At 59.5% G+C, this 23,669-nt stretch carries 29 protein-coding genes, 1 tRNA gene and 2 pseudogenes; 19 read left to right on the top strand and 13 right to left on the bottom strand.

Annotated features, from left to right (window positions below):
- Nucleotides 1–112 precede the first annotated feature (112 nt).
- Nucleotides 113–304 (top strand): annotated as a pseudogene (locus FQ182_RS25450) (L-aspartate oxidase); the annotation flags it as partial.
- Here FQ182_RS25450 and FQ182_RS25445 read toward each other — a convergent pair.
- Nucleotides 273–725, bottom strand: a complete 453-nt coding sequence (locus FQ182_RS25445) for a hypothetical protein (protein WP_149414323.1) — start codon at nucleotides 723–725, stop codon at nucleotides 273–275. The pseudogene FQ182_RS25450 and the gene FQ182_RS25445 overlap by 32 nt on opposite strands.
- Nucleotides 709–963, bottom strand: coding sequence for a succinate dehydrogenase assembly factor 2 (locus tag FQ182_RS25440; RefSeq protein WP_003212000.1), 255 nt, complete (start codon nucleotides 961–963; stop codon nucleotides 709–711). Before FQ182_RS25440 ends, FQ182_RS25445 begins: the two co-directional genes overlap by 17 nt.
- Before the next feature lie 138 nt (nucleotides 964–1,101).
- Between FQ182_RS25440 and FQ182_RS25435 the strand changes: the two genes are divergently transcribed.
- A complete protein-coding gene (locus FQ182_RS25435) occupies nucleotides 1,102–2,043 on the top strand; it encodes a folate-binding protein YgfZ (RefSeq protein ID WP_149414322.1) in 942 nt (313 codons plus the stop codon).
- 36 nt (nucleotides 2,044–2,079) lie between these two features.
- The gene (locus FQ182_RS25430; RefSeq protein ID WP_149414321.1) at nucleotides 2,080–2,901 is read left to right on the top strand and encodes an HDOD domain-containing protein; all 822 of its coding nucleotides are present in this window, start codon (nucleotides 2,080–2,082) and stop codon (nucleotides 2,899–2,901) included.
- 66 nt (nucleotides 2,902–2,967) lie between these two features.
- Here the strand turns inward: FQ182_RS25430 and FQ182_RS25425 are convergent, their stop codons facing one another.
- Entirely contained in the window at nucleotides 2,968–4,353 is a 1,386-nt protein-coding gene (locus tag FQ182_RS25425; protein WP_149414320.1) for a sensor histidine kinase, read from the bottom strand.
- On the bottom strand, nucleotides 4,346–5,017 hold the full coding sequence (locus tag FQ182_RS25420; RefSeq protein WP_133099271.1) for a response regulator: 672 nt from the start codon (nucleotides 5,015–5,017) through the stop codon (nucleotides 4,346–4,348). Before FQ182_RS25420 ends, FQ182_RS25425 begins: the two co-directional genes overlap by 8 nt.
- A 237-nt stretch (nucleotides 5,018–5,254) precedes the next feature.
- On the opposite strand from FQ182_RS25420, the pseudogene FQ182_RS31055 reads away from it, so the two are divergent.
- From FQ182_RS31055 to FQ182_RS25395, 5 genes and pseudogenes are all read left to right on the top strand, one after another.
- Nucleotides 5,255–5,503: pseudogene (locus tag FQ182_RS31055) on the top strand (hypothetical protein); the annotation flags it as partial.
- A 49-nt stretch (nucleotides 5,504–5,552) separates the two neighbouring features.
- Complete coding sequence (locus FQ182_RS25410) at nucleotides 5,553–6,548, top strand: Bug family tripartite tricarboxylate transporter substrate binding protein (RefSeq protein ID WP_371923915.1); 996 nt, start codon at nucleotides 5,553–5,555, stop codon at nucleotides 6,546–6,548.
- A 60-nt stretch (nucleotides 6,549–6,608) separates the two neighbouring features.
- Nucleotides 6,609–7,067 carry a tripartite tricarboxylate transporter TctB family protein gene (locus FQ182_RS25405; RefSeq protein ID WP_149414318.1) on the top strand — a complete coding sequence of 153 codons (459 nt, stop codon included), beginning with the start codon at nucleotides 6,609–6,611 and terminating at the stop codon, nucleotides 7,065–7,067.
- A gap of 1 nt (nucleotide 7,068) precedes the next feature.
- Complete coding sequence (locus FQ182_RS25400; RefSeq protein WP_149414317.1) at nucleotides 7,069–8,583, top strand: tripartite tricarboxylate transporter permease; 1,515 nt, start codon at nucleotides 7,069–7,071, stop codon at nucleotides 8,581–8,583.
- Entirely contained in the window at nucleotides 8,576–9,613 is a 1,038-nt protein-coding gene (locus FQ182_RS25395) for an AbrB family transcriptional regulator (protein WP_149414316.1), read from the top strand. Before FQ182_RS25400 ends, FQ182_RS25395 begins: the two co-directional genes overlap by 8 nt.
- A 54-nt stretch (nucleotides 9,614–9,667) precedes the next feature.
- On the opposite strand, the gene ung is transcribed toward FQ182_RS25395, so the two are convergent.
- Complete coding sequence (ung, locus tag FQ182_RS25390; RefSeq protein WP_149414315.1) at nucleotides 9,668–10,360, bottom strand: uracil-DNA glycosylase; 693 nt, start codon at nucleotides 10,358–10,360, stop codon at nucleotides 9,668–9,670.
- 134 nt (nucleotides 10,361–10,494) lie between these two features.
- On the opposite strand from ung, the gene FQ182_RS25385 reads away from it, so the two are divergent.
- Complete coding sequence (locus FQ182_RS25385; RefSeq protein WP_149414314.1) at nucleotides 10,495–11,607, top strand: enoyl-CoA hydratase/isomerase family protein; 1,113 nt, start codon at nucleotides 10,495–10,497, stop codon at nucleotides 11,605–11,607.
- Nucleotides 11,608–11,651: 44 nt separating this feature from the next.
- On the opposite strand, the gene FQ182_RS25380 is transcribed toward FQ182_RS25385, so the two are convergent.
- Both FQ182_RS25380 and FQ182_RS25375 read right to left on the bottom strand, forming a co-directional pair.
- Complete coding sequence (locus FQ182_RS25380; RefSeq protein ID WP_149414313.1) at nucleotides 11,652–12,086, bottom strand: DUF3757 domain-containing protein; 435 nt, start codon at nucleotides 12,084–12,086, stop codon at nucleotides 11,652–11,654.
- Between the two features lie 162 nt (nucleotides 12,087–12,248).
- On the bottom strand, nucleotides 12,249–12,611 hold the full coding sequence (locus tag FQ182_RS25375) for a hypothetical protein (protein ID WP_149414312.1): 363 nt from the start codon (nucleotides 12,609–12,611) through the stop codon (nucleotides 12,249–12,251).
- Nucleotides 12,612–13,031: 420 nt separating this feature from the next.
- Here FQ182_RS25375 and FQ182_RS25370 point away from each other — a divergent pair, with 420 nt between their 5' ends.
- From FQ182_RS25370 to FQ182_RS25350, 5 genes are all read left to right on the top strand, one after another.
- Nucleotides 13,032–13,244, top strand: a complete 213-nt coding sequence (locus FQ182_RS25370; protein ID WP_149414311.1) for a cysteine-rich CWC family protein — start codon at nucleotides 13,032–13,034, stop codon at nucleotides 13,242–13,244.
- Nucleotides 13,244–13,936, top strand: a complete 693-nt coding sequence (locus tag FQ182_RS25365) for a 16S rRNA pseudouridine(516) synthase (RefSeq protein ID WP_149414310.1) — start codon at nucleotides 13,244–13,246, stop codon at nucleotides 13,934–13,936. Before FQ182_RS25370 ends, FQ182_RS25365 begins: the two co-directional genes overlap by 1 nt.
- A gap of 306 nt (nucleotides 13,937–14,242) precedes the next feature.
- Complete coding sequence (locus FQ182_RS25360; RefSeq protein ID WP_149414309.1) at nucleotides 14,243–15,127, top strand: alpha/beta fold hydrolase; 885 nt, start codon at nucleotides 14,243–14,245, stop codon at nucleotides 15,125–15,127.
- Entirely contained in the window at nucleotides 15,111–15,329 is a 219-nt protein-coding gene (locus tag FQ182_RS25355; protein WP_149414308.1) for a hypothetical protein, read from the top strand. Before FQ182_RS25360 ends, FQ182_RS25355 begins: the two co-directional genes overlap by 17 nt.
- Nucleotides 15,330–15,403: transfer RNA gene (locus FQ182_RS25350), tRNA-Gly, on the top strand.
- Between the two features lie 178 nt (nucleotides 15,404–15,581).
- Here FQ182_RS25350 and FQ182_RS25345 read toward each other — a convergent pair.
- Nucleotides 15,582–16,745: an MFS transporter gene (locus FQ182_RS25345; protein WP_149414307.1), complete on the bottom strand. Its 1,164-nt coding sequence runs from the start codon at nucleotides 16,743–16,745 to the stop codon at nucleotides 15,582–15,584.
- Between the two features lie 95 nt (nucleotides 16,746–16,840).
- Between FQ182_RS25345 and FQ182_RS25340 the strand changes: the two genes are divergently transcribed.
- The 5 genes from FQ182_RS25340 (at nucleotide 16,841) to FQ182_RS25320 (ending at nucleotide 19,555) form a co-directional block, all read left to right on the top strand.
- Nucleotides 16,841–17,749: a LysR family transcriptional regulator gene (locus FQ182_RS25340; protein ID WP_149414306.1), complete on the top strand. Its 909-nt coding sequence runs from the start codon at nucleotides 16,841–16,843 to the stop codon at nucleotides 17,747–17,749.
- Between the two features lie 166 nt (nucleotides 17,750–17,915).
- A complete protein-coding gene (locus tag FQ182_RS25335; RefSeq protein WP_149414305.1) occupies nucleotides 17,916–18,098 on the top strand; it encodes a type II toxin-antitoxin system HicA family toxin in 183 nt (60 codons plus the stop codon).
- Nucleotides 18,099–18,121: 23 nt separating this feature from the next.
- Nucleotides 18,122–18,532: a type II toxin-antitoxin system HicB family antitoxin gene (locus FQ182_RS25330; protein WP_149414304.1), complete on the top strand. Its 411-nt coding sequence runs from the start codon at nucleotides 18,122–18,124 to the stop codon at nucleotides 18,530–18,532.
- Between the two features lie 87 nt (nucleotides 18,533–18,619).
- Nucleotides 18,620–18,952, top strand: a complete 333-nt coding sequence (locus tag FQ182_RS25325; protein ID WP_149414303.1) for a hypothetical protein — start codon at nucleotides 18,620–18,622, stop codon at nucleotides 18,950–18,952.
- A 102-nt stretch (nucleotides 18,953–19,054) separates the two neighbouring features.
- The gene (locus tag FQ182_RS25320) at nucleotides 19,055–19,555 is read left to right on the top strand and encodes a methylated-DNA--[protein]-cysteine S-methyltransferase (protein ID WP_149414302.1); all 501 of its coding nucleotides are present in this window, start codon (nucleotides 19,055–19,057) and stop codon (nucleotides 19,553–19,555) included.
- A gap of 116 nt (nucleotides 19,556–19,671) precedes the next feature.
- On the opposite strand, the gene FQ182_RS29915 is transcribed toward FQ182_RS25320, so the two are convergent.
- From FQ182_RS29915 to FQ182_RS25300, 5 genes are all read right to left on the bottom strand, one after another.
- Nucleotides 19,672–19,815 (bottom strand): hypothetical protein, encoded by a 144-nt coding sequence (locus FQ182_RS29915; protein ID WP_178114527.1) that lies wholly within the window; start codon nucleotides 19,813–19,815, stop codon nucleotides 19,672–19,674.
- Nucleotides 19,816–19,938: 123 nt separating this feature from the next.
- Nucleotides 19,939–20,466 (bottom strand): DUF4142 domain-containing protein, encoded by a 528-nt coding sequence (locus FQ182_RS25315; RefSeq protein WP_149414301.1) that lies wholly within the window; start codon nucleotides 20,464–20,466, stop codon nucleotides 19,939–19,941.
- Between the two features lie 110 nt (nucleotides 20,467–20,576).
- Nucleotides 20,577–21,935, bottom strand: a complete 1,359-nt coding sequence (locus FQ182_RS25310) for a bifunctional diguanylate cyclase/phosphodiesterase (RefSeq protein WP_149414300.1) — start codon at nucleotides 21,933–21,935, stop codon at nucleotides 20,577–20,579.
- A 100-nt stretch (nucleotides 21,936–22,035) separates the two neighbouring features.
- Nucleotides 22,036–22,674 carry a LysE family translocator gene (locus FQ182_RS25305; RefSeq protein ID WP_149414299.1) on the bottom strand — a complete coding sequence of 213 codons (639 nt, stop codon included), beginning with the start codon at nucleotides 22,672–22,674 and terminating at the stop codon, nucleotides 22,036–22,038.
- Between the two features lie 66 nt (nucleotides 22,675–22,740).
- Nucleotides 22,741–23,664, bottom strand: a complete 924-nt coding sequence (locus FQ182_RS25300; protein WP_149414298.1) for a LysR family transcriptional regulator — start codon at nucleotides 23,662–23,664, stop codon at nucleotides 22,741–22,743.
- Nucleotides 23,665–23,669 lie beyond the last annotated feature (5 nt).

Here is a 23,669-nt window from a genome sequence, read left to right as displayed (position 1 = left end):
GTGGTACGGCTTGGCGAGCGCAGTTTGTAACAGGTTTGTCCCAGTTTGGGAGCGGTGGTTGACGTTCATCGGCTGAAACCCCTGTATCCATTGGGTTTAGCCTCATAAGGTCGAGTTCTACAGCAACTACAAAGTGAGCAGAGACCTGATTGAATTGAGGAACCTTGCTCAGGTAGCTGAACTGATGATCCGCTCGGCCATGGAACGCAAGGAAAGCCGAGGCCTGCATTACACCCTCGACTACCCGAACATGCTGCCGGTGGCCCTCGACACTATTCTGGTGCCAACCACCTACGGCGGCTGAACTTCAAGCGTACCCGCAGGCGCCGATGCACATCGCCAGCCTGCGAATCCTGCGGCACGCAGATCGAATGCACCCACCAGTCGCCCGGCAAACGAAAGCGCAGTACCACAATAAGCGGTAATGCCAGGCTGTCGGGGCGCAGTTGCACGCTGTGCCAGCCGCGCACTTCGCTCCACAACTGCCAACCGTCGGCGTCACGACGCAAGCCACGGATCGACGAACGGTGAGTCAACAGGATATGGCGTGGCAGGACCCAGCCGGCATGGGCCAGGCACAAGACTGCACCGAGACCGGTAACCCACAAGGGAACAGCAAGAAACAACAGCGCACCCAGCGCGAACGCCTGGGCGAGGAGATATGTCGCCAGCAATTGCCCGGAGGCCTGCCAGCGGCATTCAAAGGCATTATTTGGGCTGGACACGATCCAGAATCATCCGAACCATGCGCTGCAGCTCCGGATCTTCAGACTCGGCACGTTCCATGAACCAGCCAAACATGTCTTGGTCTTCGCATTCCAGCAGCTTGCGGTAGCAGTCGCGGTCGACATCGTTGAGGTGCGGGTAGACCTCCCTGACGAACGGCACCAGCAATACATCCAGCTCAAGCATGCCGCGACGGCTGTGCCAGTAGAGGCGATTGAGTTCTACATCTTCGACCATGGAGCGCTCCTCAAATAGAGCGCGAGTATACAGACCGACGTCGCCTGGAACAGCCGGCTTTGGTCGAGCACATGGAAACTACCCATTTACCGGGCGCCCCTCTATGATGCACCCATGACTTTCAACCTGCGATGACCCATGGCTGACTCTGCTTTCTTCTGCCCCCTATCCCACGAAGGCGTCCTGGCTGTACGCGGCGCTGACGCTGCCAAGTTCCTCCAGGGACAACTGACCTGCAACCTCAATTACCTCAGTGACACCCAGGCCAGCCTGGGTGCCCGCTGCACCCAAAAAGGGCGCATGCAGTCGAGCTTTCGCATTCTGTTGCAAGGTGATGGCGTGTTGTTGGCGATGGCCAGCGAACTGCTGGAAGCGCAACTGGCAGACCTGAAGAAATACGCTGTTTTCTCCAAATCCAAACTCACCGACGAAAGCGCCGCCTGGGTGCGTTTCGGCCTGGCGGATGCCGACCAGGCACTTGTCAGCCTCGGCCTTGAACTGCCGCCCGAGACCGATAGTGTCGCGCGCACCGAAGAATTGATCGCCATTCGCGTCTCCCCTGGCCGCGCCGAACTCTGGGCGCCAGCGGCAAACGCTGAAACCCTGCACAACCAACTGGCCGCCCTACTGGCCGAAGGCGACCTGAACCAGTGGTTGCTGGGGCAGATCCGCGCCGGTATCGGCCAGGTCATGCCACAGACCCGCGAACTATTCATCCCGCAGATGCTCAACCTGCAGGCCGTCGGCGGCGTCAGTTTCAAGAAAGGCTGCTACACCGGCCAGGAAATCGTCGCCCGCATGCAATACCTGGGCAAACTCAAGCGCCGCCTGTACCGCCTGAGCCTGGACGCCAGCGAATTGCCCGAGCCCGGTACACCGCTGTTTGCCCCAACGCACAACAGCGCCATTGGCGAAGTGGTGATCGCTGCCCGAGTTGACCAAGTGATTGAACTTCTAGCGGTGCTGCAAGCCGAAGCAGCAGATAGTGGCGATGTGCATTTAGGTACGCTGGAAGGACCGGGGCTGCACCTGCTCGACCTTCCTTACCAACTGGACCGAGATCGCGAGATCCAGCGTTAATCGCCGTACCCTTTTGCAACGCCCTAGAGAGTAGAAATGAACCAGCTGGCGGAAAAAGTCCAACAGGCTTTGGTTAAGGCCATCGATAACGATGACCTGGTTCTGCCAACGTTACCGGAAGTGGCCCTGGAAATTCGTCAGGCCGCCGAAGACCCGGACATCAGCATCAGCCGTTTGAGCAAAGTGATCGGCCGCGATACCGCCCTGTCGGCGCGGCTGATCAAAGTGGTCAATAGCCCCTTGCTGCGGGCGACCCAGGAAGTCACCGACCTGCACACCGCCATCACGCGCCTGGGCACCAACTACAGCAGCAACCTGGCCATTGGCCTGGTGATGGAGCAAATTTTTCACGCCCGCTCCGAAGTGATCGAGCAAAAAATGCGCGACGTCTGGCGCCGTAGCCTGGAAGTGGCGGGTGTCAGCTATGCACTGTGTCGTAACCACAACCAACTCAAACCTGATCAGGCGGCGCTGGGTGGCCTGGTGCATCAGATTGGCGTGCTGCCGATCCTCACCTATGCCGAAGATCACTATCAACTACTGTCTGACCCGGTCAGCCTTAATCATGTGATCGAAAGCATTCACCCGCTGCTGGGGGACAAACTGCTACGGGTCTGGGAGTTTCCGGAAATGCTGGTCAAGCTGCCGGGGCAGTACCTGGACCTGTGGCGTGACTCTGAACGCCTGGACTATGTCGACGTGGTGCAAGTGGCGGCGCTGTACTGCCACAAAGGCACTGATCACCCGTTGGCCGCGGTACCGTTGTCGATCTTGCCGGCCTTCAAGAAACTTAAGATCAATCCGGACAATCGCACCTTGAATGCCGATCTGGATGAAGCACGGTCGATGTTTTACTGAAAGCGAGCTTGCTCGCGAAGTACTCAAGGGCACTGAGAGCAAGAACTAGGCGCCCCCCCCTCGCGCCTACAAGGAATTGAAGCTCACCCGAACCTTCAGCCCCGCCAGCTCACCATCATGCAGGCTGATCTTCGCCAGATGGGCCCGGCAGATTTCCCCGACAATCGCCAACCCCAGCCCTGAACCTGCGCCCTGCTGATTGCGCCGGTAAAACCGCTCAAACACCCGATCCCGCTCATCCAGTGGGATACCCGGTCCGTCGTCTTCCACTTCCAACACCGCCGGCGCCGTGACCCGCAGGATTACATTGCCGCCCGATGGAGTGTGAGCCAGGGCGTTGTCCACCAGATTGCTCAGCAACTCATTTAACAAGGTTGGCTCGCCCCGCAACCACACCGGTTCGTCCGCCTCCAATGCCAGGGCAACACCACGGGCATGGGCCAGCGGCGCCATGGCCATGCCCAGTTCACGGGCCAATTGGCTCAAGTCCAGCAACTGCGCACCACCTTCGGCAATGGCCCGGGCGCCGTTTTCGATACGGGCCAAGGACAACAATTGATTAGCCAGGAGGGTCAGGCGATCAGTGCCTTGAGCGACGGTTTCCAGGGTAGTACGCCAAGTGGCCGGGTCTTCGGCGCGCAAACCCAGTTCAAGGCGGGCCTTAAGCGCCGCCAACGGGGTGCGCAATTCATGGGCGGCATCGGCAATAAACTGCGCCTGGCGCTCGAACTGCCCGCGCAGGCGTTCGGTGAAATGGTTCAAGGCCCGCACCAGCGGACCCAATTCGTGCTGTACTTCCACCAGCGGCAGGGGCCGCAAATCATCTGGCTGGCGTTCCTCCACTGCCGTGCGCAACCGCTCCAGTGGACGCAGCGCCGCACTCACCGCAAACCACACCAGCAGCAAGGCACCGATGGCCAGCATCCCCAGGCGCAGCAAGGTGTCGGCCATCAGGCTGCGGGCCATGCTGACCCGTGCTTCGTCGGTTTCGGCCACGCGAATTTCCGCCATGCCATTCATGTTCGGCTCCGACACCGCCTTGAGCAGGCTCACCACCCGCACGTTCTGCCCCTGATAGCGGGCGTTGTAGAAGCGCGCCAGGGCCGGGTAATCATCCGTGCGCAATGTGCCCGGTGGCGGGCCTGGCAGATTTTCGTAACCGGAAATCAGCTTCTGATGAATGTCATTGACCTGGTAGTAAATCCGCCCGGCGCTGTCGTAGGCGAACGTGTCCAGCGCCACATAGGGCACGTCGGCGCTGAGGGTGCCGTCACGTTGGGACAGCCCAGCAGAAATGGTTCGCGCCGACGCCAGCAGGGTGCGGTCATACGCCGTGTCGGCCGCTTCGCGACCATTCCAGTAAGCGCTCAAGCCGCTGGCCAGCATCAACACCACCAGCAACAAGGCCAGGTTCCACAGCAAGCGCCAGCGCAGGCTGCTGGGCTTATGCATCGCGCGCTTCCAGCAAGTACCCCAGGCCACGGAAGGTGACGATCGCCACCGGTTGGCCATCGAGTTTCTTGCGCAGGCGGTGGACGTAGATTTCGATGGCGTCCGGGCTGGCCTCTTCATCCAGGCCAAACACCTGGGACGCCAACTGCTCCTTGCTCATGACCCGGCCTGGGCGGGCGATCAACGCTTCCAGCACCGCCTGTTCGCGGGAAGTCAGGGTCAGCAGTTCGCCGCCCAAGGTAAAGCGCCGGGTGTCGAGGTCGTAGACCAGCACGCCGCAGGCCTGCTGGCGCTCACCGCCCAACACGCTGCGGCGCAGCAATGCCTTGACCCGCGCTTCCAGTTCCGTCAGTTCGAACGGTTTGGCCAGATAATCATCCGCGCCAAGGTTCAACCCATGCACCCGGTCCTTCACGTCACTGCGGGCGGTCAACATCAATACCGGAAGATTCTTTCCACGGGCCCGCAAGCGCGCCAGCACCTCGAAACCGTCCATGCGCGGCAAGCCCACATCAAGGATCGCCACCGCGTACTCCTCGCTGCTCAAGGCCAGGTCCGCCGCCACGCCATCGTGCAGCACATCCACCGTCAAACCCGTGCTCTTAAGCGCCTGGGCGACACTTTCAGCTAGCTGCAAATGGTCTTCGACCAGAAGGACACGCATGGATTTTTACCTCATTCAGGGATGGCCGGCGCCACACTTTGCGGGGGAGTTTACAGGCGTCCCCCACGCTGTGAAGCCCGAAAACATTGAAAGGTTGCTGAAAGGTTAGTGAAAGCTTCGCCCATTAGCATCCAATTGCGGTGGGTTACGACTTGCCAAGCTATTTCACCGATAGCGCCCGAAAAACGCCTCGACGCGTTTTCGCCAAAATAAGAACAATAACGGAGTGCACCAACGATGCTGTCGACACAGCCCCAGGCCTGCCCACCTGCTCGTTCTTCTCGCCTGCCCCAGACTGTCCTTGCCGGCTTTTCGCCGCTTGCCCAGGCTGCCTTCTTCGAAAACAACAACAGCCGTTTCCTGAGTGGTGCCACCGGCAAGCACTTCGACTTCGATGGCGTGGGCTACGAGCTCACCGCCAGCTACCACTTCCCCCAACTCGACGACGTGTATCGCAAACATTGCCTCAGCCTGGTGGCCTCGCGCGCTGGGTAGTGCCTGGTAATAGACACACCCCATAACAACAATGAAGGAAATCCACATGACCTTATCACTGCACAAATTTGTTTTGGCGGCCGGCTGCATGCTGTTCGCCGGCCAGTTGCTGGCCGCATCCACCGCCGAGCCCAGGCGTCCGGAATGTATCGCTCCGGCGTCCCCAGGCGGGGGCTTTGACCTGACCTGCAAACTGGTGCAAAGCGCGCTGGTCAACGAAAAGCTGCTGAGCAAGCCGATGCGCGTGACCTACATGCCCGGCGGCGTCGGCGCGGTGGCCTACAACGCGGTGGTGGCCCAGCGTCCAGCCGATGCCGGCACCCTGGTGGCCTGGTCCAGCGGTTCGCTGTTGAACCTGGCCCAGGGCAAGTTCGGTCGCTTCGATGAAACCAACGTTCGTTGGCTGGCGGCGGTCGGCACCAGCTACGGCGCCATTGCAGTGAAAAACGATTCACCCTACAAAAACCTCGATGATCTGGTCCAGGCGCTGAAGAAAGACCCGAGCAAAGTCGTCATCGGTTCCGGCGGCACCGTCGGCAGCCAGGACTGGATGCAAACCGCGCTGATCGCCAAGGCCGCCGGAATCAACCCACGCGACCTGCGTTACGTGGCACTGGAAGGCGGCGGTGAAATCGCCACTGCCCTGCTCGGCGGCCACATTCAGGTGGGCAGCACCGACATCTCCGACTCCATGCCCCACATCTTGAGCGGTGACATGCGCCTGCTGGCGGTGTTCTCCGAGGAGCGTCTGGACGAGCCGGAAATGAAGAACATCCCGACAGCCAAGGAGCAAGGCTACGACATCGTCTGGCCAGTGGTCCGTGGTTTCTACCTCGGGCCAAAAGTCAGCGACGAAGACTACGCCTGGTGGAAAGACGCCTTCGACAAACTGCTGGCTTCCGAAGACTTCGCCAAGCTGCGTGATCAGCGCGAGCTGTTCCCGTTTGCCATGACCGGCCCGGAGCTGGACACCTACGTGAAGAAACAGGTGGCTGACTACAAAGTGCTGGCCAAAGAATTTGGCCTGATTCAGTAATCGCCCCTTGTTTGCGCGGCCACGCCCTTGTGCATAAAAGGCGTGGCCCAGGAGTTTTCCATGCTCTTACAACGCATTTTTGCTGCAGTGCTATTGCTGGCCTGTGCCGGCCTGGCACTGATGGCCTGGCCGTATCAGGCGTCTTTTTCCTACGAACCCGTAGGGCCGCGTGCCTATCCGCTGCTGATGCTCGGGCTGATGAGCCTGGCCCTGATCTACATGCTGATTCGCCCGCAGCCAACCAAACACAGCGACGAAGAACCACCGTTGGATCAAGAAACGCTGATCAAGATCGGAATCTGCGTGGTGTTGTTGCTGGTGTTCGCTGGCACCTTCGAATCCCTGGGTTTCATTCTCAGCAGCATATTGATCGGCATTCCGATGGCACGGCTGTATGGCGGTCGCTGGCTGCCCAGCGTGGTGATCATCACCTTGATAAGCGTCGGCCTTTATCTGCTGTTCGATAAAGCCATGGATGTACCGCTGCCCCTCGGTCTGCTCGACGTTTTGGAGAACTGATATGGATACGCTAGGCTATTTGGGCCAGGGCTTCGGCGTCGCGCTGACCCCCTACAACCTGATAACCGCACTGTGCGGCACCTTGATCGGTACCGTGGTCGGCCTGCTGCCGGGCCTGGGCCCGATCAACGGCGTGGCACTGTTGATCCCCATCGCTTTCGCTTTGGGCCTGCCGCCAGAGTCGGCTTTGATCCTGTTGGCAGCCGTGTACTTGGGCTGCGAATACGGCGGCCGGATCAGCTCGATCCTGCTGAATATCCCGGGCGAGGCGTCCACCGTGATGACCACCCTCGACGGCTACCCGATGGCCCGCAAAGGCCTGGCCGGCGTGGCGTTGTCGCTGTCGGCGTGGAGTTCGTTCATCGGTGCGTTTATTGCCACCTGCGGCATGGTGCTGTTCGCCCCATTGCTGGCCAAATGGGCGATCGCCTTCGGCCCGGCGGAATACTTCGTACTGATGGTATTCTCCATTGTCTGCCTGGGCGGCATGGCCGGTGACAAACCGCTGAAAACCTTTGTCGCGGCGCTGATCGGCCTGTTTCTGTCAGCCGTCGGTATCGACGCCAACAGCGGCGTGTACCGTTTTACCGGTGACAACATTCACCTGACTGACGGCATCCAATTCGTGGTGCTGGTGCTGGGCCTGTTCTCCATCAGTGAGATCCTGTTGCTGTTGGAAAAAACCCATCGCGGCCAGGAAGCAGTGAAAGCCACCGGCCGGATGATGTTCAACTTCAAGGAAGCGTCGGCGGTGTTCGTGGTGAACATTCGTTGCGGCCTGCTGGGCTTCATCATGGGCGTATTACCGGGTGCCGGTGCGACATTGGCGTCCGCTGTTGCCTACATGACCGAGAAACGTATCGCTGGTGACAGCGGTACATTCGGCCAGGGTGACAAGCGCGGCCTCGCCGCCCCGGAAACCGCCATTGGTGCGGCGGCGTGCGGCGCTCTGGTACCGATGCTGACCCTCGGCGTCCCCGGTTCCGGTACCACCGCTGTAATGATCGGCGCTCTGTCGCTGTACAACATCACCCCTGGCCCGCTGCTGTTCCAACAGCAACCGGACATCGTCTGGGGTCTGATCGCGTCGTTGTTTATCGCCAACCTCATGCTGGTTATCCTCAACATTCCGATGATCCGCATCTTCACCCGCATACTTGCGGTACCGAACTGGGCGCTGGTGCCGGTAATCGCCATCATCACCGCGATTGGCGTCTACGCCGTTCACGCCACTACCTTCGATCTGTTCCTGATGATCGGTATCGGAATCTTCGGTTACATCCTGCGCAAGCTGGACTTCCCGCTGTCGCCGGTGTTGCTGGGCTTTATTCTCGGCGGTCTGATGGAGCAGAACCTGCGCCGTGCGCTGTCGATCTCCAACGGTGAACTGCAAATCCTCTGGTCGAGCCCGATCACCTTTGGCGTCTGGGTGCTGACTGCGCTGATGCTGTTGTTCCCGCTGATCCGCATCTGGCGCAAGCGTTCCCTGCAGCGTCGTGCCGTGGCCGATGTCTGAGGTCACCTTTAGACACTGGTGGGGAACACCACTGGTCGGCCTGGCAGGCGGTTACCTCGCCAGCCAGATCGGCTGGCCGCTGCCATGGATGGTCGGCTCGTTGCTGGCGATCATCCTGGTGCGCTGCCTGACGCCGTGGCAATTGGCAGAAATCCCCGGCGGGCGCAAATGCGGCCAATGGGTGGTAGGCATCGGCATCGGCCTGCACTTCACCCCCGTGGTGATCGAGCAGGTGATGAGCCACTTCGGCCTGATCTTCTTTGGCGCGCTGGTCACCAGCCTGTCGAGCATTGTCGGTGTGTGGTTGATGCGCCGCAGTGGTGAAGACCGCGCCACCGCGTTTTTCTCCAGCATGCCCGGGGGCTCCGGCGAGATGGTCAACCTCGGAGCACGCAATGGTGCGGTACTCAGCCGGGTGGCGGCGGGGCAAAGCTTGCGGGTGTTGGTGGTGGTGCTATGCGTGCCGGCGGCCTTCAAGTATCTGCTGGGCGAAGGCACCCCACAACTTCATCCGGCAGCCGTCAACTGGGTCTGGCTGACGCTGCTGTTTCCCTTGGGTGCATGGGTGGCCTGGGGGTGGCAGCGTTTGCGTCAGCCCAATCCGTGGTTGTTCGGGCCGTTGCTGGTCAGTGCCATCGTCAGTATTACCTGGGACCTGCACATCGGCCTGCCCGATGGAGGTAGCCAGATCGGCCAGTGGCTGATCGGCAGTGGCCTGGGCTGCCACTTCAACCGGCAGTTCTTTCGACGTGCACCGGCGTTCATGGGCCGTACCTTGATCGGCACGGCGTTGACCATGGCGATCGCGACCCTGGCAGCGGTGGGTTTGAGTGCCCTGACACAGTTGGATCTACGCTCGCTGACCCTGGGCATGATGCCCGGCGGTATTGCCGAGATGAGCCTGACGGCAGAAACCCTGCAACTGTCGGTACCGTTGGTGACGGCAATGCAGGTAATGCGGTTGTTGTTTGTGTTGTTTCTGGCAGAGCCGTTGTTCCGGCATTGGAACCGGCAGCCGGAGAAAACCTAGAATTTTCCCTTTTTGGCGAGTGGCGCTTGTGCCCTCGCCACTTTTTTTACCCACTCACACTGGCGGCAACCGCCACTCAATCGGCGTCTCGCCGTTCTGCTCAAGAAACTTGTTGGCGCGGCTGAAATGCCCGCAGCCAATAAACCCCCGATACGCCGACAACGGCGACGGATGTACCGAGGTCAGCACCAGATGTTTGGTGGCGTCGATCAGCTTCTGCTTGCCTTGGGCATGGGCGCCCCACAACAAAAACACCAGGTGCGGCTGATGCTCGCTGACAATCTCGATCACCCGGTCAGTAAAGAACTGCCAGCCCTTGCCCGCGTGGGCGTTGGCATTGGCCCGTTCAACGGTCATGGTCGTGTTGATCATCAGCACGCCCTGGTCGGCCCAGCTTTGCAAATGGCCGTGGCTGGGGATGTCGATGTTCAGGTCGCGCTTAAGCTCTTTATAGATGTTGACCAGGGACGGTGGCGCCGGCACACCAGGCTGCACCGAGAAGCACAGGCCATGAGCCTGGCCCGGGCCGTGATACGGGTCCTGGCCGAGGATCACCACCTTGACCTTGTCCAGCGGCGTGGAATTGAGCGCGTTGAAAATCATCGGTCCCGGCGGGTAGATTTCCTTGCCAGCGGCGTGTTCCTGGCGCAGAAATTCGCGCAGCTGCGTCATGTACGGCTGGTCGAACTCATCGCGCAGGGCCTGTTTCCAGCTCGGTTCGAGTTTGATACGGTCGTCGGAGGTCATGGTTACATCCAGAGAAAACACAATGTGGCGAACCCTAGGAAAGCCCACTCCGCTTGTCAATTGATCTGATGCAGAAGCGGCACTTTCCCACGAAGGGATCATACTCAACGTTCAATTTATGGATTGAGGTCACGATGAACCTGCACTTCGAAGAGCTGACCGGCACCGACGGCGCCCGCATCGCCATCGCCAGCCTGGATGCTGAAAAGTCCCTCAACGCCCTCTCCTTGCCCATGATCCTGGCCCTCGGTGAACGCTTGGACACCTGGGCCAAGGACCCGCAAATTGTCTGTGTGCTGCTGCGCGGTAACGGACCCAAGGCGTTTTGCGCAGGTGGCGAAGTGCGAAGCCTGGTGCAGGCATGCCGTGAACATCCCGGCGAAGTACCGTCTCTGGCCGCGCAGTTCTTTGCGGCCGAATACCGCCTCGACTATCGCCTGCATACCTACCCAAAACCACTGATCTGCTGGGGCCATGGCTATGTGCTCGGCGGTGGCATGGGCCTGCTGCAAAGCGCGTCCGTGCGCATCGTCACCCCGAGCAGCCGCCTGGCGATGCCGGAAATCAGCATCGGTCTGTACCCGGATGTCGGCGCCAGTTGGTTCCTCTCACGTCTGCCCGGCAAGCTGGGGCTGTTCCTGGGCCTGACCGGCGCCCATATGAACGGCCGCGATGCCCTGGACTTGGGTCTCGCCGACCGCTTCCTGCTCGATGAACAACAGGACGAATTGCTCGACGGCCTGCTGCAACTGAACTGGCAGGAACAGACGGCGATGCAACTCAACAGCCTGCTCAAGGCCATGGCCCAGGAAGCTGCAAGCCAACTACCCGAGGCGCAATGGCTGCCGCGTCGGTCGCAGATCGACAAATGGCTGGATGTGGGTGACGTGCGCTGCGCGTGGCGAGCCCTGAGTCAACTGCGCGAGCACGCAGACCCACTGTTCAGCCGTGCTGGCAAGACCCTGAGCGACGGCTGCCCGCTGACTGCGCACCTGGTATGGGAGCAGATCCTGCGCGCCCGGCATCTTTCCCTGGCCCAGGTGTTCCAGATGGAATACACCATGAGCCTCAATTGCTGCCGGCATCCGGAGTTCAGCGAAGGGGTGCGGGCCCGGTTGATCGACAAGGATCAGCAGCCGCGCTGGCATTGGCCAGATATCAACGCTATTCCCGAGGCGGTGGTGGAGGCGCACTTTCACAAGGTGTGGGAAGGACGGCATCCGCTGGCGGATTTATCTGACTACTGACAGGTTTACATCGATACGGCGAATCGAGGATTTGCCATGGGTTGTCAGTGTTTGAAGTTATCGATGATGAACGAACAATTGTCCGGCTGGCTGTCATCGCACAGATAGACCTCTTGATCAAAAGGGCCGATGGCAAGGCGCCAGTGACTGGTATCGGTCAGCGACATGCTCAAAGGGCCATCAGGTGCCCAGTATCTCAAGGCAACTGAGCGACCACTTCCCGCCGTGTAGATGCATTTCTCCAGATAGCCCTGTTTGCGCTCAAGCCCCTCGCCGGGGATAAAGACAGCGCCGGAAAACGTGTCCAGGAAATCCCCAGCCTTCACGCTTGAACCTCTCCAGGGGCTGTCGGTGCCCGTTCCTTGAAAGTAGCCATCACGGTATTTGACCGAAGACGGATAGGGGCAACCTCGCTCCGCAGCCGCGTGGGTAATGGAGGAAAATCCTAGAAAGAGCAAAAAGAGTACGCGGATAGTCATATGCCGTTCCGTTAACCCACGTTGAGTGCGGCAAGACGCAGTGCCTTGGTCCTCAGTGGAGTACAAGCGAGGCCTATAAGGTAGCTGTGAAATATGACAGTAGCGACAGGCGGTCACCCACAAAAAAACGGCGCATTACGCGCCGTTTTAAGGAAAAGCTGATTAACGATGCCCGCCGCGCCCTCCGCCATGATTCGAACCACGGCCATCTCCTCGGCCACGGCCGCCGTTGCCCCAGTGATCGCCACCGCCCCGATTGGGGTAAGGCCGGTAGCCAGCCCTCGGCCCTGCCGGGTAGTAATGGGGCGCAGGCTGGTAATAACGCGGCGCCGGGTAGTAACGCGGCGCCGGTGCATAGTAGTCACGCCGGTACTGATAGGACGGGCCACCGCCGTAGTAATAAACGGGCGCCGGCGAGGTATAAACTTCCGAGCGGTAGTAGCTGCGACCTCCTCCATCGTAATAGGGCGCGCAAGCAGAAAGGGTTAAACCGAGCAAAGCGATAAGGAGCAGTCGACGATACATGGCGGCCTCCTGGACCGCGGAAGAGCACACACCAGCGACGCTGGGGAGCGACAATCAGCTTTCACCGAATGACGAAATATCTGACATCAAAAAGCGAATCTGGTGCGATCCTGACATAGATTGATACATCTAACGATCACTTCATTGCAGTGCAACCTCACGCCCTGCCTCTTGCGTGCAGGAGTCATCACAGGTTCGCGGCACCGCTAGGCGAAGACACACCCTAGCGGGCTAACCAACACAGCATCGACAGCCATATCGCCGGCAATCTCTGGTAGGTGCAATTGGCGGCGGGCAACGGGTGGTGGTGGTGGTGGAGCGCGATTGACCAGCCTGGGTAGCTTGCAAAGGTTCGGCGCTGTATCGTGCAAGGTACACCGGGTTCCGCCGGGACTTATCCGCTACAACCTGAACCGACCGATGACCATTCCAATACTTTGCCCGGCCTGCGGCGCCCGCAACGATTGCGCCCTGGCCGACCCGCGTACCGCCGACCAAGCGTGCTGGTGCTACAGCGTCAGTATCGACCCAGCGGTGCTTGAAGCGCTGCCCGATGAGCTGCGCAACAAGGCCTGCCTCTGCCCGCGTTGTGCCCAGGTCGACGAACAGTTGCGTGAGGCCGAGCAGCCGTAATGCGTGTCGACCGTTTCCTCAGCAGCCTGCCCCGCTTCAATCGCCAACAGGTGCGCCTGCTGCTGGTAGAACGGCGGATTAAAGTCGATGGACAAGTAGTCAGCGATCCCCATCACGACGTGCGCGAATTCAGCCGCGTGGAGTGCGACGATGACATCCTCCAGGCGGGTAAACCGGCGCGCTACTTCATGTTGCACAAACCGCCGGGCTGCGTCAGCGCCACGTCGGACCCGCAACACTCCACCGTGCTCGACTTGCTGGATGAACCGGACATAGGCGAGTTGCACATCGCCGGTCGCCTGGACTTCAACACCACAGGCCTCCTGCTGATCACCAACGATGGCCAGTGGTCGCGGCGCCTCACCCAGCCGCAAACCAAACTGCCCAAGGTCTACTACGTCGAGACCGAACAGGAGATTGGCCCGCAATATGCGACAACCTTTATGGCCGGCCTGTACTTCGCCTTCGAAGACCTCACCACCCAACCGGCGGACTTGGTGATATTGAGCCCCAGAAGTGCGCGCCTGAGCATCATTGAGGGGCGTTATCACCAGGTCAAGCGCATGTTCGGGCACTTCGACAACAAGGTGACGCGCCTGCACCGCGAATGCATGGGGCCGCTGGTATTGGATGAAAACCTCGCCCCAGGCCAGTATCGACCGCTGACGGACGACGAAATAAAGCAGGTCTGATGACCGTTCAGCCGCTGATGGCAAAAACCCATGCCCTCAACTTGCGACATGGCCCCTATCCTGCTTGAATCAAAACGCCAGCCGCAATCTGACTGGCTAGTCACCCAAACCTCCAAGAAACACTTTGCCCGCCCGCACGGCTTGATCTGCGGGCATCTTCGGCAAATTGCCCGCCATAACAATACCCGTCGGCCAGCATCAGCGGATCGACATGGGCCCTCACTTTTTTCAGGCGTATGCCTACCTGTCACAAAGCTCGTGCAGAGTTATCTGTGCGCACTACCCGCTTGCCAGGAGTCTTACGACATGAGGCCAGAAATCGCTGTGCTAGATATACAGGGTCAGTATCGGGTTTACACGGAGTTCTATCGCGCGGATGCTGCTGAAAAGACCATCATCCTGGTCAACGGCTCCATGGCCACCACCGCATCTTTCGCCCAAACCGTGAAAAGCCTACACCCGCAATTCAACGTGGTTCTGTACGACCAGCCCTACGCCGGTCGCTCCAAAGCCCACAACCGCCACGAGCAAATGCTGACGAAAGAAGTCGAAGGCCAGATCCTCCTGGAACTCATCGACCATTTCGCCGCAGAGCATGTGTTGTCCTTCTCCTGGGGCGGCGCCGCCACACTCGTCGCCCTCGCCCAGCGCCCCCGCCGGGTAGAAAAGGCCGTGATCAGCTCGTTCTCCCCAGTGATCAACACCCCCATGCACGACTACCTGGAACGCGGCGTCGGCTACCTCGGCAACCTCGACCGCCACAGCGTCGGCCACCTCGTCAACAGCACCATCGGCAAACACCTGCCCAGCCTGTTCAAACGCTTCAACTACCGCCACGTCAGCACCCTGGCCGAACACGAATACGGGCAAATGCACTACCACATGAGCCACGTCCTCAACAGCGACCGCCTGTGCTACCTCAAGTCCGCCAAACAGATCAACATTCCGGTGTTGTTCCTCAATGGGGAATGGGACGAGTACACCAGCGCGCAGGATGCGAAGTTGTTCTCGCAGCACATTGCCAACAGCAGCTTCGGCACCATCCAGGCCACCGGGCATTTTCTGGATATGGAGCACAAGGCGGCGTGCAATGACAGTCGCCTGGCGTTGATGAGCTTCCTCAAACCGGAGCAGCAACCGAGTCGACTTCGGTATCACCAGGGCCAGACACACCATGCGTTTGCCATTTGAACGTGGAGCGAACTGGCTCGCGATGATCACCAACGATACCGCGCGCTTGCTGAATAAGCGCAGCGATATTGGGTGCATCGCGAGCAAGCTCGCCCCTACAAACGGCCTGCCCGACGGCTCTGCGACAAATCGTAAACTGCACATTCTCCAAAGAAAAACTTCAAATCCACGCGCACATCTGGTACAAAGTCAGCCGCTCTGAGCGGGTGTCGTATAATGGTATTACTCCAGCTTCCCAAGCTGATCACGCGGGTTCGATTCCCGCCACCCGCTCCACTTAGATTTTTGGTCTCGCGTCAGGATGATTTTGACGAGAGATGTAGATACATAAAAAAACCGGCTCTTGGTGGCCGGTTTTTTTATGGGTGGAATTTGGAGGTTTGAGTTTTTGACGTTGTCAGTGACGGGTAAATAAATCCGTCCCCTTTTCCAACTATATCGGGGGCACGTAAGGTCATTTCACTTTGATCGCTTGGAGTCTGACGGGCTTCCAGCCGACCCGGGCGATCGACAATGACAGCAGTTGGAAACCGATGATCAGCGCCACGCAGCCGGTCCAGCCCCAATGCCCCCAGATGATCGCCGGAGCAATGGCGCCGAAGCTGCCGCCCAGGTAATAGCAGGTCAGGTAAACCCCCACAGCGCCAGCCTTGTTCTGTCGTGCGGTAGCAGTGGTGAATGCGCTGGCGGCGGCCTGGGCGAGGAACACCCCGGTGGAACTCAGGGCCAGGCCCAATACGATGCTCCACAGAGAAGGCAACAAGGTGAGGACCGAGCCGCTGATACCGAGCACTGCAGCAACCGTCAGCAATTCGGATTGCGGGCGGGATTTGTTCAGGCGGCCGGCGATGGGGATCACCACCAGTGCCAGCAGGAACACCATGTAAATGGTACCCAGCGCCGCAGGACCCAGGTTGAACGGCGGTTGGCTGAGGTACAGGCCGGCGTAGGTAAACGTCGCCACTTGAGAGAACAGCACACAAAAGCCTACGGCGTAGGCGGCCAATAGCGGCTTGGTGAAGACGCCTGCATGGGTGGCCGCAACTCCCACGGCTCGGGTCGGATTGGCCGGTAACAGGAACTGGATAAAACCGCCCACCACCAGGCTCAGCACCGCCAACAGCTCGAAGGCTTCGCGCCAGCCTACGTACTCGGTCATCACCCCGGTCACAAAACGCCCGGCAAAACCACCCAGCACGGTCCCGGCCACGTAGAGGCTGGTGACTTCGGTAACGGTGCTGCCGCTCCAGTGGTCGCCGATGTAGGCGACGCTGGTGGCGAATACCACCGGGATCAACATCCCCTCAATAAATCGCCACACCAACAATTCGGCAAAGCTATCGACATAGGCCGTCATCAGCGCCGGCTCCGCCAACAGCAACGCTGCGACGACGATCACTGTGCGTTGCTCGAACTGACCGGTGAAGCGGCTGACAAACGGTGCGGTAATTGCCACGGCCAAGGTGGTAACAGTAATGCTCCAGCCAGCCTCTTTGACGCTCACCTGAAAATCCAATGCAAAATTCTGGAGAATGCTCTGGGTTGCATAGAGGTTGAGAAAAGCCGCGCAGCCACACAGGAACAAGGCAAGACGGGCACAATGCAGGCGCGGTTTCATGAAACCTCTCGTTTTATTTTAAGAAGGCTTTATAAAATGCGCGACGCGATGAAGACCAATACCGATTTCCGACCGATCAATACCCTGGGGCCAGGATGCTCGACCTACGCAAGCTGCGTTACTTTCTGACCGTCGCCGAAGAATTGCACTTCGGTCGCGCCGCCCTGCGTCTGCACCTGGCCCAGCCGCCGTTGACCCGACAGATTTCGGCGCTGGAGACTGAACTGGGTTTTCGTCTATTTGATCGCACCAGCCGCACAGTTTCCCTTACTGCTCAGGGTCGCTCCTTCTTGCCTTATGCCCGCGCGGTGCTGGAGCAGGTCGACCTGGCCGAAGTCATCGCCGGTAAGCTGGCCGCAGGTTCCGCCGGGCAATTGGCGCTGGGTTACGTCAGTTCGATCGCCCTCTCGGACTTGTTCAGCCAGACCATCCAGGCCTTTGCCCTACGCTTTCCCGATGTACAGTTGACGCTGGTGGAATGCGCGTCCGGTAGCATGGGCTCGCAAATAACCGACGGTCGCCTGGATATCGGCCTGAGCCGGTTATTGCCGCAAAGCGGGCAAACCGAGGTACAGGCGCTGTCTCTTGGTGAGGAGCCGCTGGTTGCCGCCGTCTCCAGCGACAACCCGCTGGCTAGCCAGGCGCAGATCAGCCTGACGCAACTCAGCACGTACCCGTTGATTCTGTTCCCCAACGATTACGGCTCGGGGCTTAACCAGTCCATCGAACAACTCTACCGACGCAATGGTTTGCCGCTGCGCCCAGGCCCGTCTGGGCGGCAAATCACCTCTATCATTGCCTTGGTGGCCGCCGGACAAGGGGTCGCGCTGGTGCCTGAGTGCACCCAAAGTTTGATGAGCAAAGGTGTGACCTATCGGCCACTGACAGATCCTGATGCTTGCGCGCAACTGCTGGTGCTTACGCGTATGCAAGGGCGCAGCCTGTTGGTCGAGGCGTTCATGACGGTGATTGATGAAGTGTTACTGGCGCGCCAACACGTCTGAGCCACCTGCAAAAAATCGCAATAACTCTCTCCAGCGGCGTCCCCGCGCACTCTTACACTGCATGCACCGCCCACGGAAACATCGGTTATCGACCGTTGGTAGGTAGAGTGCTGATAATTTATTAGCAGTGGTTATAGTCACCACTAACACACCACAAGGAGGTGATGTGGACAGCCGATATTTGATAGGTCATATCGTCGCGGACGGTTGGTACCTGGTTCGGATCAGAGGTAGTCATCACCCTTTCAAACATCCAACGAAGTCTGGACTGGTAACGATTCCTCATCCCAAGAAAGACCTGCTGGACAAGACCGCGAAGAGCATTTTGAAACAAGCTCTGCTCAGTTAAACCGTCCCTGGAGAACAACGAATATGCTGTACCCGATTGCAATTTCAACCGGTGACCAAGACCACGCCTGGGGCGTTGAAGTCCCGGACATCCCTGGCTGCTTCTCCGCCGGCGATGACCTGGACGACGCCATGGCCATGGCCAGGAAAGCCATCGAAGGCCACTTCGAGATACTCGCGGAGGACGGCTCGCCGATTCCCAACGCACAGAAGGTGACCCTGCACGCAGCCAACCCACAGTACGCCGGCTGCACCTGGGCGGTGGTGGACATTGATGTCACCAAGTACCTGGGCAAGGCGCAGAAGCTCAACATCACCCTGCCCGGTTATCTGCTGAGCCGTATTGATGAATATGTGCTGCACCACCCCGAAGAAAAAAGCCGCTCAGGCTTTCTCGCTTCAGCGGCACTCAAAGTGTTGCAACAAGACCGGTGAATGCAGTTAAGCAAACTCTAAATGCAGCGGCGGGCTCAGGCCGCAATGATCGTCAGTCCTTCAAACGCTGAATCAGGAACAACCGTAATGTTCTCTCCAAACCAACGCAGTTCAGGACCTGTAATCAGGAAGGTAGTGGGCTTGGTGGTGCTGCTCCCACTGTTGCTCACATTGGTAAAATTGCCGTTTTTCCTGGCTATAACCATGAGCCTGACTGCTATCGCATCGTCCTTTTATGGCTTCTGGTTTGCCGTACGTAATGCTGGCCGATGGCTGGCGGCTTTCGCTGGGGCAATGGCGTTACTCAACCTTATCTCGTTGATTGCCATGGGCACGCCCTCGGTACTCAAAGGTCTCTATTACATTGCCTGGCTCTACGGGTACCCCATTTACTCCAACTGGGCTTACTGGAACCTTTAAGCCTTTCGTAAATTTAACCGCAAGAAACGTAGTTTCTCCATGGGCTGGCAAATCTACAGTGGCGTCGTACTCTTTCACATCTGTTCACCAAGGAGTCAGCCCATGTCTTATGAATACACACTCATGCCTTCTCCCGTCGGCCAACTGACCCTTGTTGCCCGCAGCGGGAAACTCGCCGCCATCCTGTGGGAAAACGAACGCGTCAACCGCGTACGCCTGGGCCCGTTGCAGAAGGCCAACAACAGCCCGGTGTTGCTGGAAGCGCAGCGGCAGTTGAAGGAATACTTCGCTGGTACCCGTAACCGTTTCGAGCTGGAACTGGACTTCGCCGGCACTGACTTTCAGAAAAAAGTCTGGCTGGCCTTGCTGACCATCCCCTTCGGCGAAACCCGCAGCTACAGCCAGATCGCCTTGCAGATCGGCAATCCGAAAGCCGTGCGTGCGGTGGGCGCGGCTAATGGCCGAAACCCGATCTCGATTGTTGCGCCGTGCCATCGGGTGATTGGCGCATCCGGGGGGCTTACAGGATTTGCCGGGGGGCTTGAGGCCAAGCAATATTTGCTGAGCCTTGAGGGGGAAGATCAAACGGAAATCGCCGTCTGATCCCAATCTGACCGGCGTCAGCCCACGGCAGCTTCGCCAGGGTGCGCAGCCTTGCGGCCACGCCGCTACTGCACCGTAAGCACTCTCCGAAAATCCCTGGAGAAAAACGCCAAGGCCTACTTATCCGCCTTCGAGTCCTGCATTTTTACCGATGATTTGCTGCCACTGGTGTTGTCCTGGGTTTCGTTGTTCGAACTGTCAAAACAACCTTGCAGGGCAAACACACAGCAGGCCAGACACACGCTACGGATGATGTTCATGATTACGCTTCCTGTAGAAGGATTGATGCAGTAGTGACCATCGGCGAAAGCAACACTGTCAGCCTCAACAGTAGCTGCACACCGCCGTTTTTCATTTCAGCGCCAATAACGATGCCGCAGCAATCAACCTTCGCCTCGGCGGCTCTTGCCATAGGTCAAAGCCAGCGCCCGGGCTTTTTCCAGGCGGGTTTCCAGCGTGGGCAGGGTCTCATCGACCAGGGCCTTTATTTCCGGAACATCGGACGCCGCGCCTTCCTGCTTGAACAGCGCGATGGCGTCTTCATTGGCCTTGACCTGCTGGGCGGTGTAGGCGGCGTCGAAGGAGTCGCCGTCCTTGAGTTCGGGCATCAGAGTTTCGGCCTTGTCGACGATCTTGTCCCGAGGCGCCACCGGCAAGTCGAGCTTCTTGGCGATGGCCGCCAGGTGCTGATTGGCCAGGGTACGTTCGTTGATGACCTCGATGGTGTAATCCTTGATTTCCTTGGATGAGGTCTTGGCGTGGGCCATGCGACTGGTTTCGATATCGGCCATACCCTTGGCCGAAGCCTGCTCGATGAAATCGGCAGGCGACTGGGCGAAAGCATTGCTGGCGCCGAGGCCCAGCAGCATCGCGAAACTGGCGGTGCGTAACCGGATAGCCATGCGGCTCATGATGAGTTCCTCCAGGTAATAATAAGTGCCGGGGAGCGAGCCCCGCCTTGAATCTGAATTTTCAGGGCGGCAAAGGTTTAGAAAAAACTTTTCGGTGCGACGAACGGTCATCAAACCTGCGGCGTCATCACCTTGCTTCGACGCGCCCGCTTGGCGCCGTACATGGCCTCATCAGCATGTTTGAACAACGGTTTTTCCTCGGTGCCGTGCTCCGGGTACAGGGCAACACCGATGCTCGGTTGAATGGTCAGGCAGTGGCCTTCCAGGTTCAACGCAGGTAGCAGCGCGCGCTCCACATTAGCCACGACGACAACCGCGTCTTCGGGTTGTTGGACGCTGTCCAGCAGGATCACAAATTCATCGCCGCCGATCCGCGCCACGGTGTCGGTTTCCCGGACACAGGCCGTCAGGCGATGGGCGACTTCCTGCAGCAACAAGTCGCCAACGCCGTGGCCAAACGTGTCATTGACCTGTTTGAAGTGATCAAGGTCGACATACAGCAGCGCCAGGCGGCCGCCTTCCCGGCGGGCACGGGCCAGTGCGCTGTGCAGGCGTTCATGGAGCAAGGCGCGATTGGGCAGGTGGGTCAGTTGGTCGTATTGCGCCATGTGTTGCAAGCGAGCCAGTAGCAGCTTGCGCTCGATGGCCGCCGTGACTTGGGCGCAGACGTATTGCAGCAGTTCCTGGTCCTGTTCGGTGTAGCGGGCATCCCCTGGCGCGCGTTTAACGAGCAACGCGCCGATGGTCCCGGTCAGGGCGTTGAGAGGCACACCCAGCCAGCATGTCGTCTCATGGCCGCTGAACGCCTCCAGGACGTCCGTCAGAGCCCCATGGTTGCCAGGTGTCAGCAACAGCGGCTGGCCACTGCGGATCACTTCGGCGCAGATACTGCCCGTAGCGGTGCCAGGCAGTTGTGGCTGCGGTTCACGGTCATCGACATGATAGGGAAAGCTCAACTCATCCTCGGCCTCGCTGTACAAGGCCACGGAAAAATTCGAGGCGGGCAACCATTCACCGAGAATCTGGTGGATGCGTTTGAACAGGGTCAGCAAATCCTCGGCACCATGGGCCGCTTCGGAAATGGCATACAGCGCCGTCTGCTTGGATTCCGCCAGCTTGCGCTCAGTGACGTCACGGGCGACGGCGATGCGCAGTTGATCAACTTCGGACCAACGCGCCGACCACATGATGTACACCACTGAACCGTCCTTGCGCACATAGCGGTTCTCGAAGTTGGGCTTGGCCTGGCCGGCCATGATCTCGCGCGCAGCCTCCAGGGTGCGCGCCCGATCGGCGGGATACACCAGTTCGATCATCGACCGTCCCACAAGCTCTTCGGGGGTATAGCCGAAAATGCGCTCACAGGCCGCGCTGACAAAGACGAAGCGACCGTCTACATCGACCGCACAAACGGCGTCCAGCAGAAGGTCGATGTAACTGGCTAGCGGTGCAGCGTTTCTGGTTTCCATCAAGATAGGGGAACCGTGCGATGCCAGCGTTGAAAAAGTCCCTGGACCGGTCAGGCGTCTGCGGTGCCGACCCGTGAAGCGGTTGCTCCGTGCAACGCCCTTAGGTCTTGTTGCCCAACAGGCCCGGCAACGCGTGAGCCAGGGCGTTGACGGCAAAACCGATAAACATCACGCCGCACAAACGGGTGATCATTACCTCATGGCGCTGGTACACCGCGCGTACCTGGCGAGCACCGACAATGCCAATGAGGATAGCGTAAGCGACGAGACCGCCGACAAAAATCAGCAAGATCAGCCACGGCAGCATCGACCAGGTGAGCAACTCTGCGCGGCTAGAGAGCAGCGCGGTGAAAGTCGCCACGGCCACCGGGTAGGCCTTGGGGTTGGTCAGGCCGAACAGAATGCCGTGCCAGAATGGTTGCCGCGCCGCGCCTTGGGGCGTTTCCTCGCTGCTGCGACGGGTGCGGATGGCGCGCGCACCCAGCCAGAACAGGTAGAGACCGCTAAGCACGCCCAACACATCAAAGGCGCTGCTGCCGATTTCCCGCGCACCGACGATGGCGATCAACGCGGTGCTGCACCACACCACGTCACCCAGCAAGTGCCCGCATAAAAACCCGGCACCAGCGCGACGGCCACGGGCCGCACCAATGCCGAACACTGCCAGCACGCCGGGGCCTGGGGTGATGCCATAAATAAAGCCCGAGGCGATAACAGCAAACAGCAACGATGGGGTCATGGGTAACATGCTCTGACAAAAAAAGGTGGCCGGTTGATTCTGCACAATCTGCAAGGCACTGCAATGTTAGTCAGGGTAAAACTTCATTCCCCGTACCTGCTCATTCAACCACTGCAACGCCGTATCCCCGCCCCGCCGCTTGTGCCACGCCAGCACAAACTCAAAGGACGGAATGTGAAACGGCGGCGGCACCACCAGAAGCTTTTGCTGATCGATAGTAAGCAAGCCACGAGATGACACGGTGAGAATCAGGTCCGTACCTTCGATCAGCTGCGGCGCAACACTCCAGTGAGGCAGGCTGATGGCGACATGCCGACGTTCGCGGATGGCGGTCAGTGCCCGTTCGATTTCCGGAGTGCCGCTGCCGCGCATTTCCAGCAGCACATGGGGGCGTGCCAGGTAGGTGGGCAAGTCGAGCACGCCGTCTTCCGGCAGGCTATTGCGGTCCACCAGACAGGCGTAATGCTCTTCGAACAAGGGCGTGCTGCGCAGTTCAGCAGGCAAGTCGGGAAAGACCCCAGCCGCCAGGTCGATCTCGCCGTTGAGCACGCCATCCAACATACCTTCGCGGCTGGCATGGATGATCAACAGGTCGATGCCGGGCGCTGCCCGGCGCAAGGTGCGCACCAACCCCGGCAGCAGGATCGCTGCGCCGTAATCCGACATAGCCAGGCGAAAGGTGCGCTTGGCCGAGGCCGGGTCAAAAAGGTTCGGTGCCAGCAGCGATTGCACCTGGGCCAGAGCTTCGGCCAGGGGCGCGGCCAACTCCAGGGCGCGGGCGGTGGGCACCAGGCCGCCGCCCTGACGCACCAGCAGCGGGTCTCCCAGCACTTCGCGCAACCGCGCCAGCGCGTGGCTTACCGCTGGCTGGCTCAGGTGCAGGCGTTCAGCGGCACGGGTCACGTGTTGCTCGCTGAGCAAGGCGTCGAGGATCACCAGCAGGTTGAGGTCGATGCGACGAAGGCTATTCATTACGTGCATGTTCCGCATAAGAA

The sequence above is a fragment of the Pseudomonas sp. ANT_H4 genome, from assembly GCF_008369295.1.
Lineage (GTDB): Bacteria > Pseudomonadota > Gammaproteobacteria > Pseudomonadales > Pseudomonadaceae > Aquipseudomonas.
The sequence above is the reverse complement of the archived record's forward strand: the minus strand, read 5'-3'. Positions and strand labels throughout refer to the sequence as shown.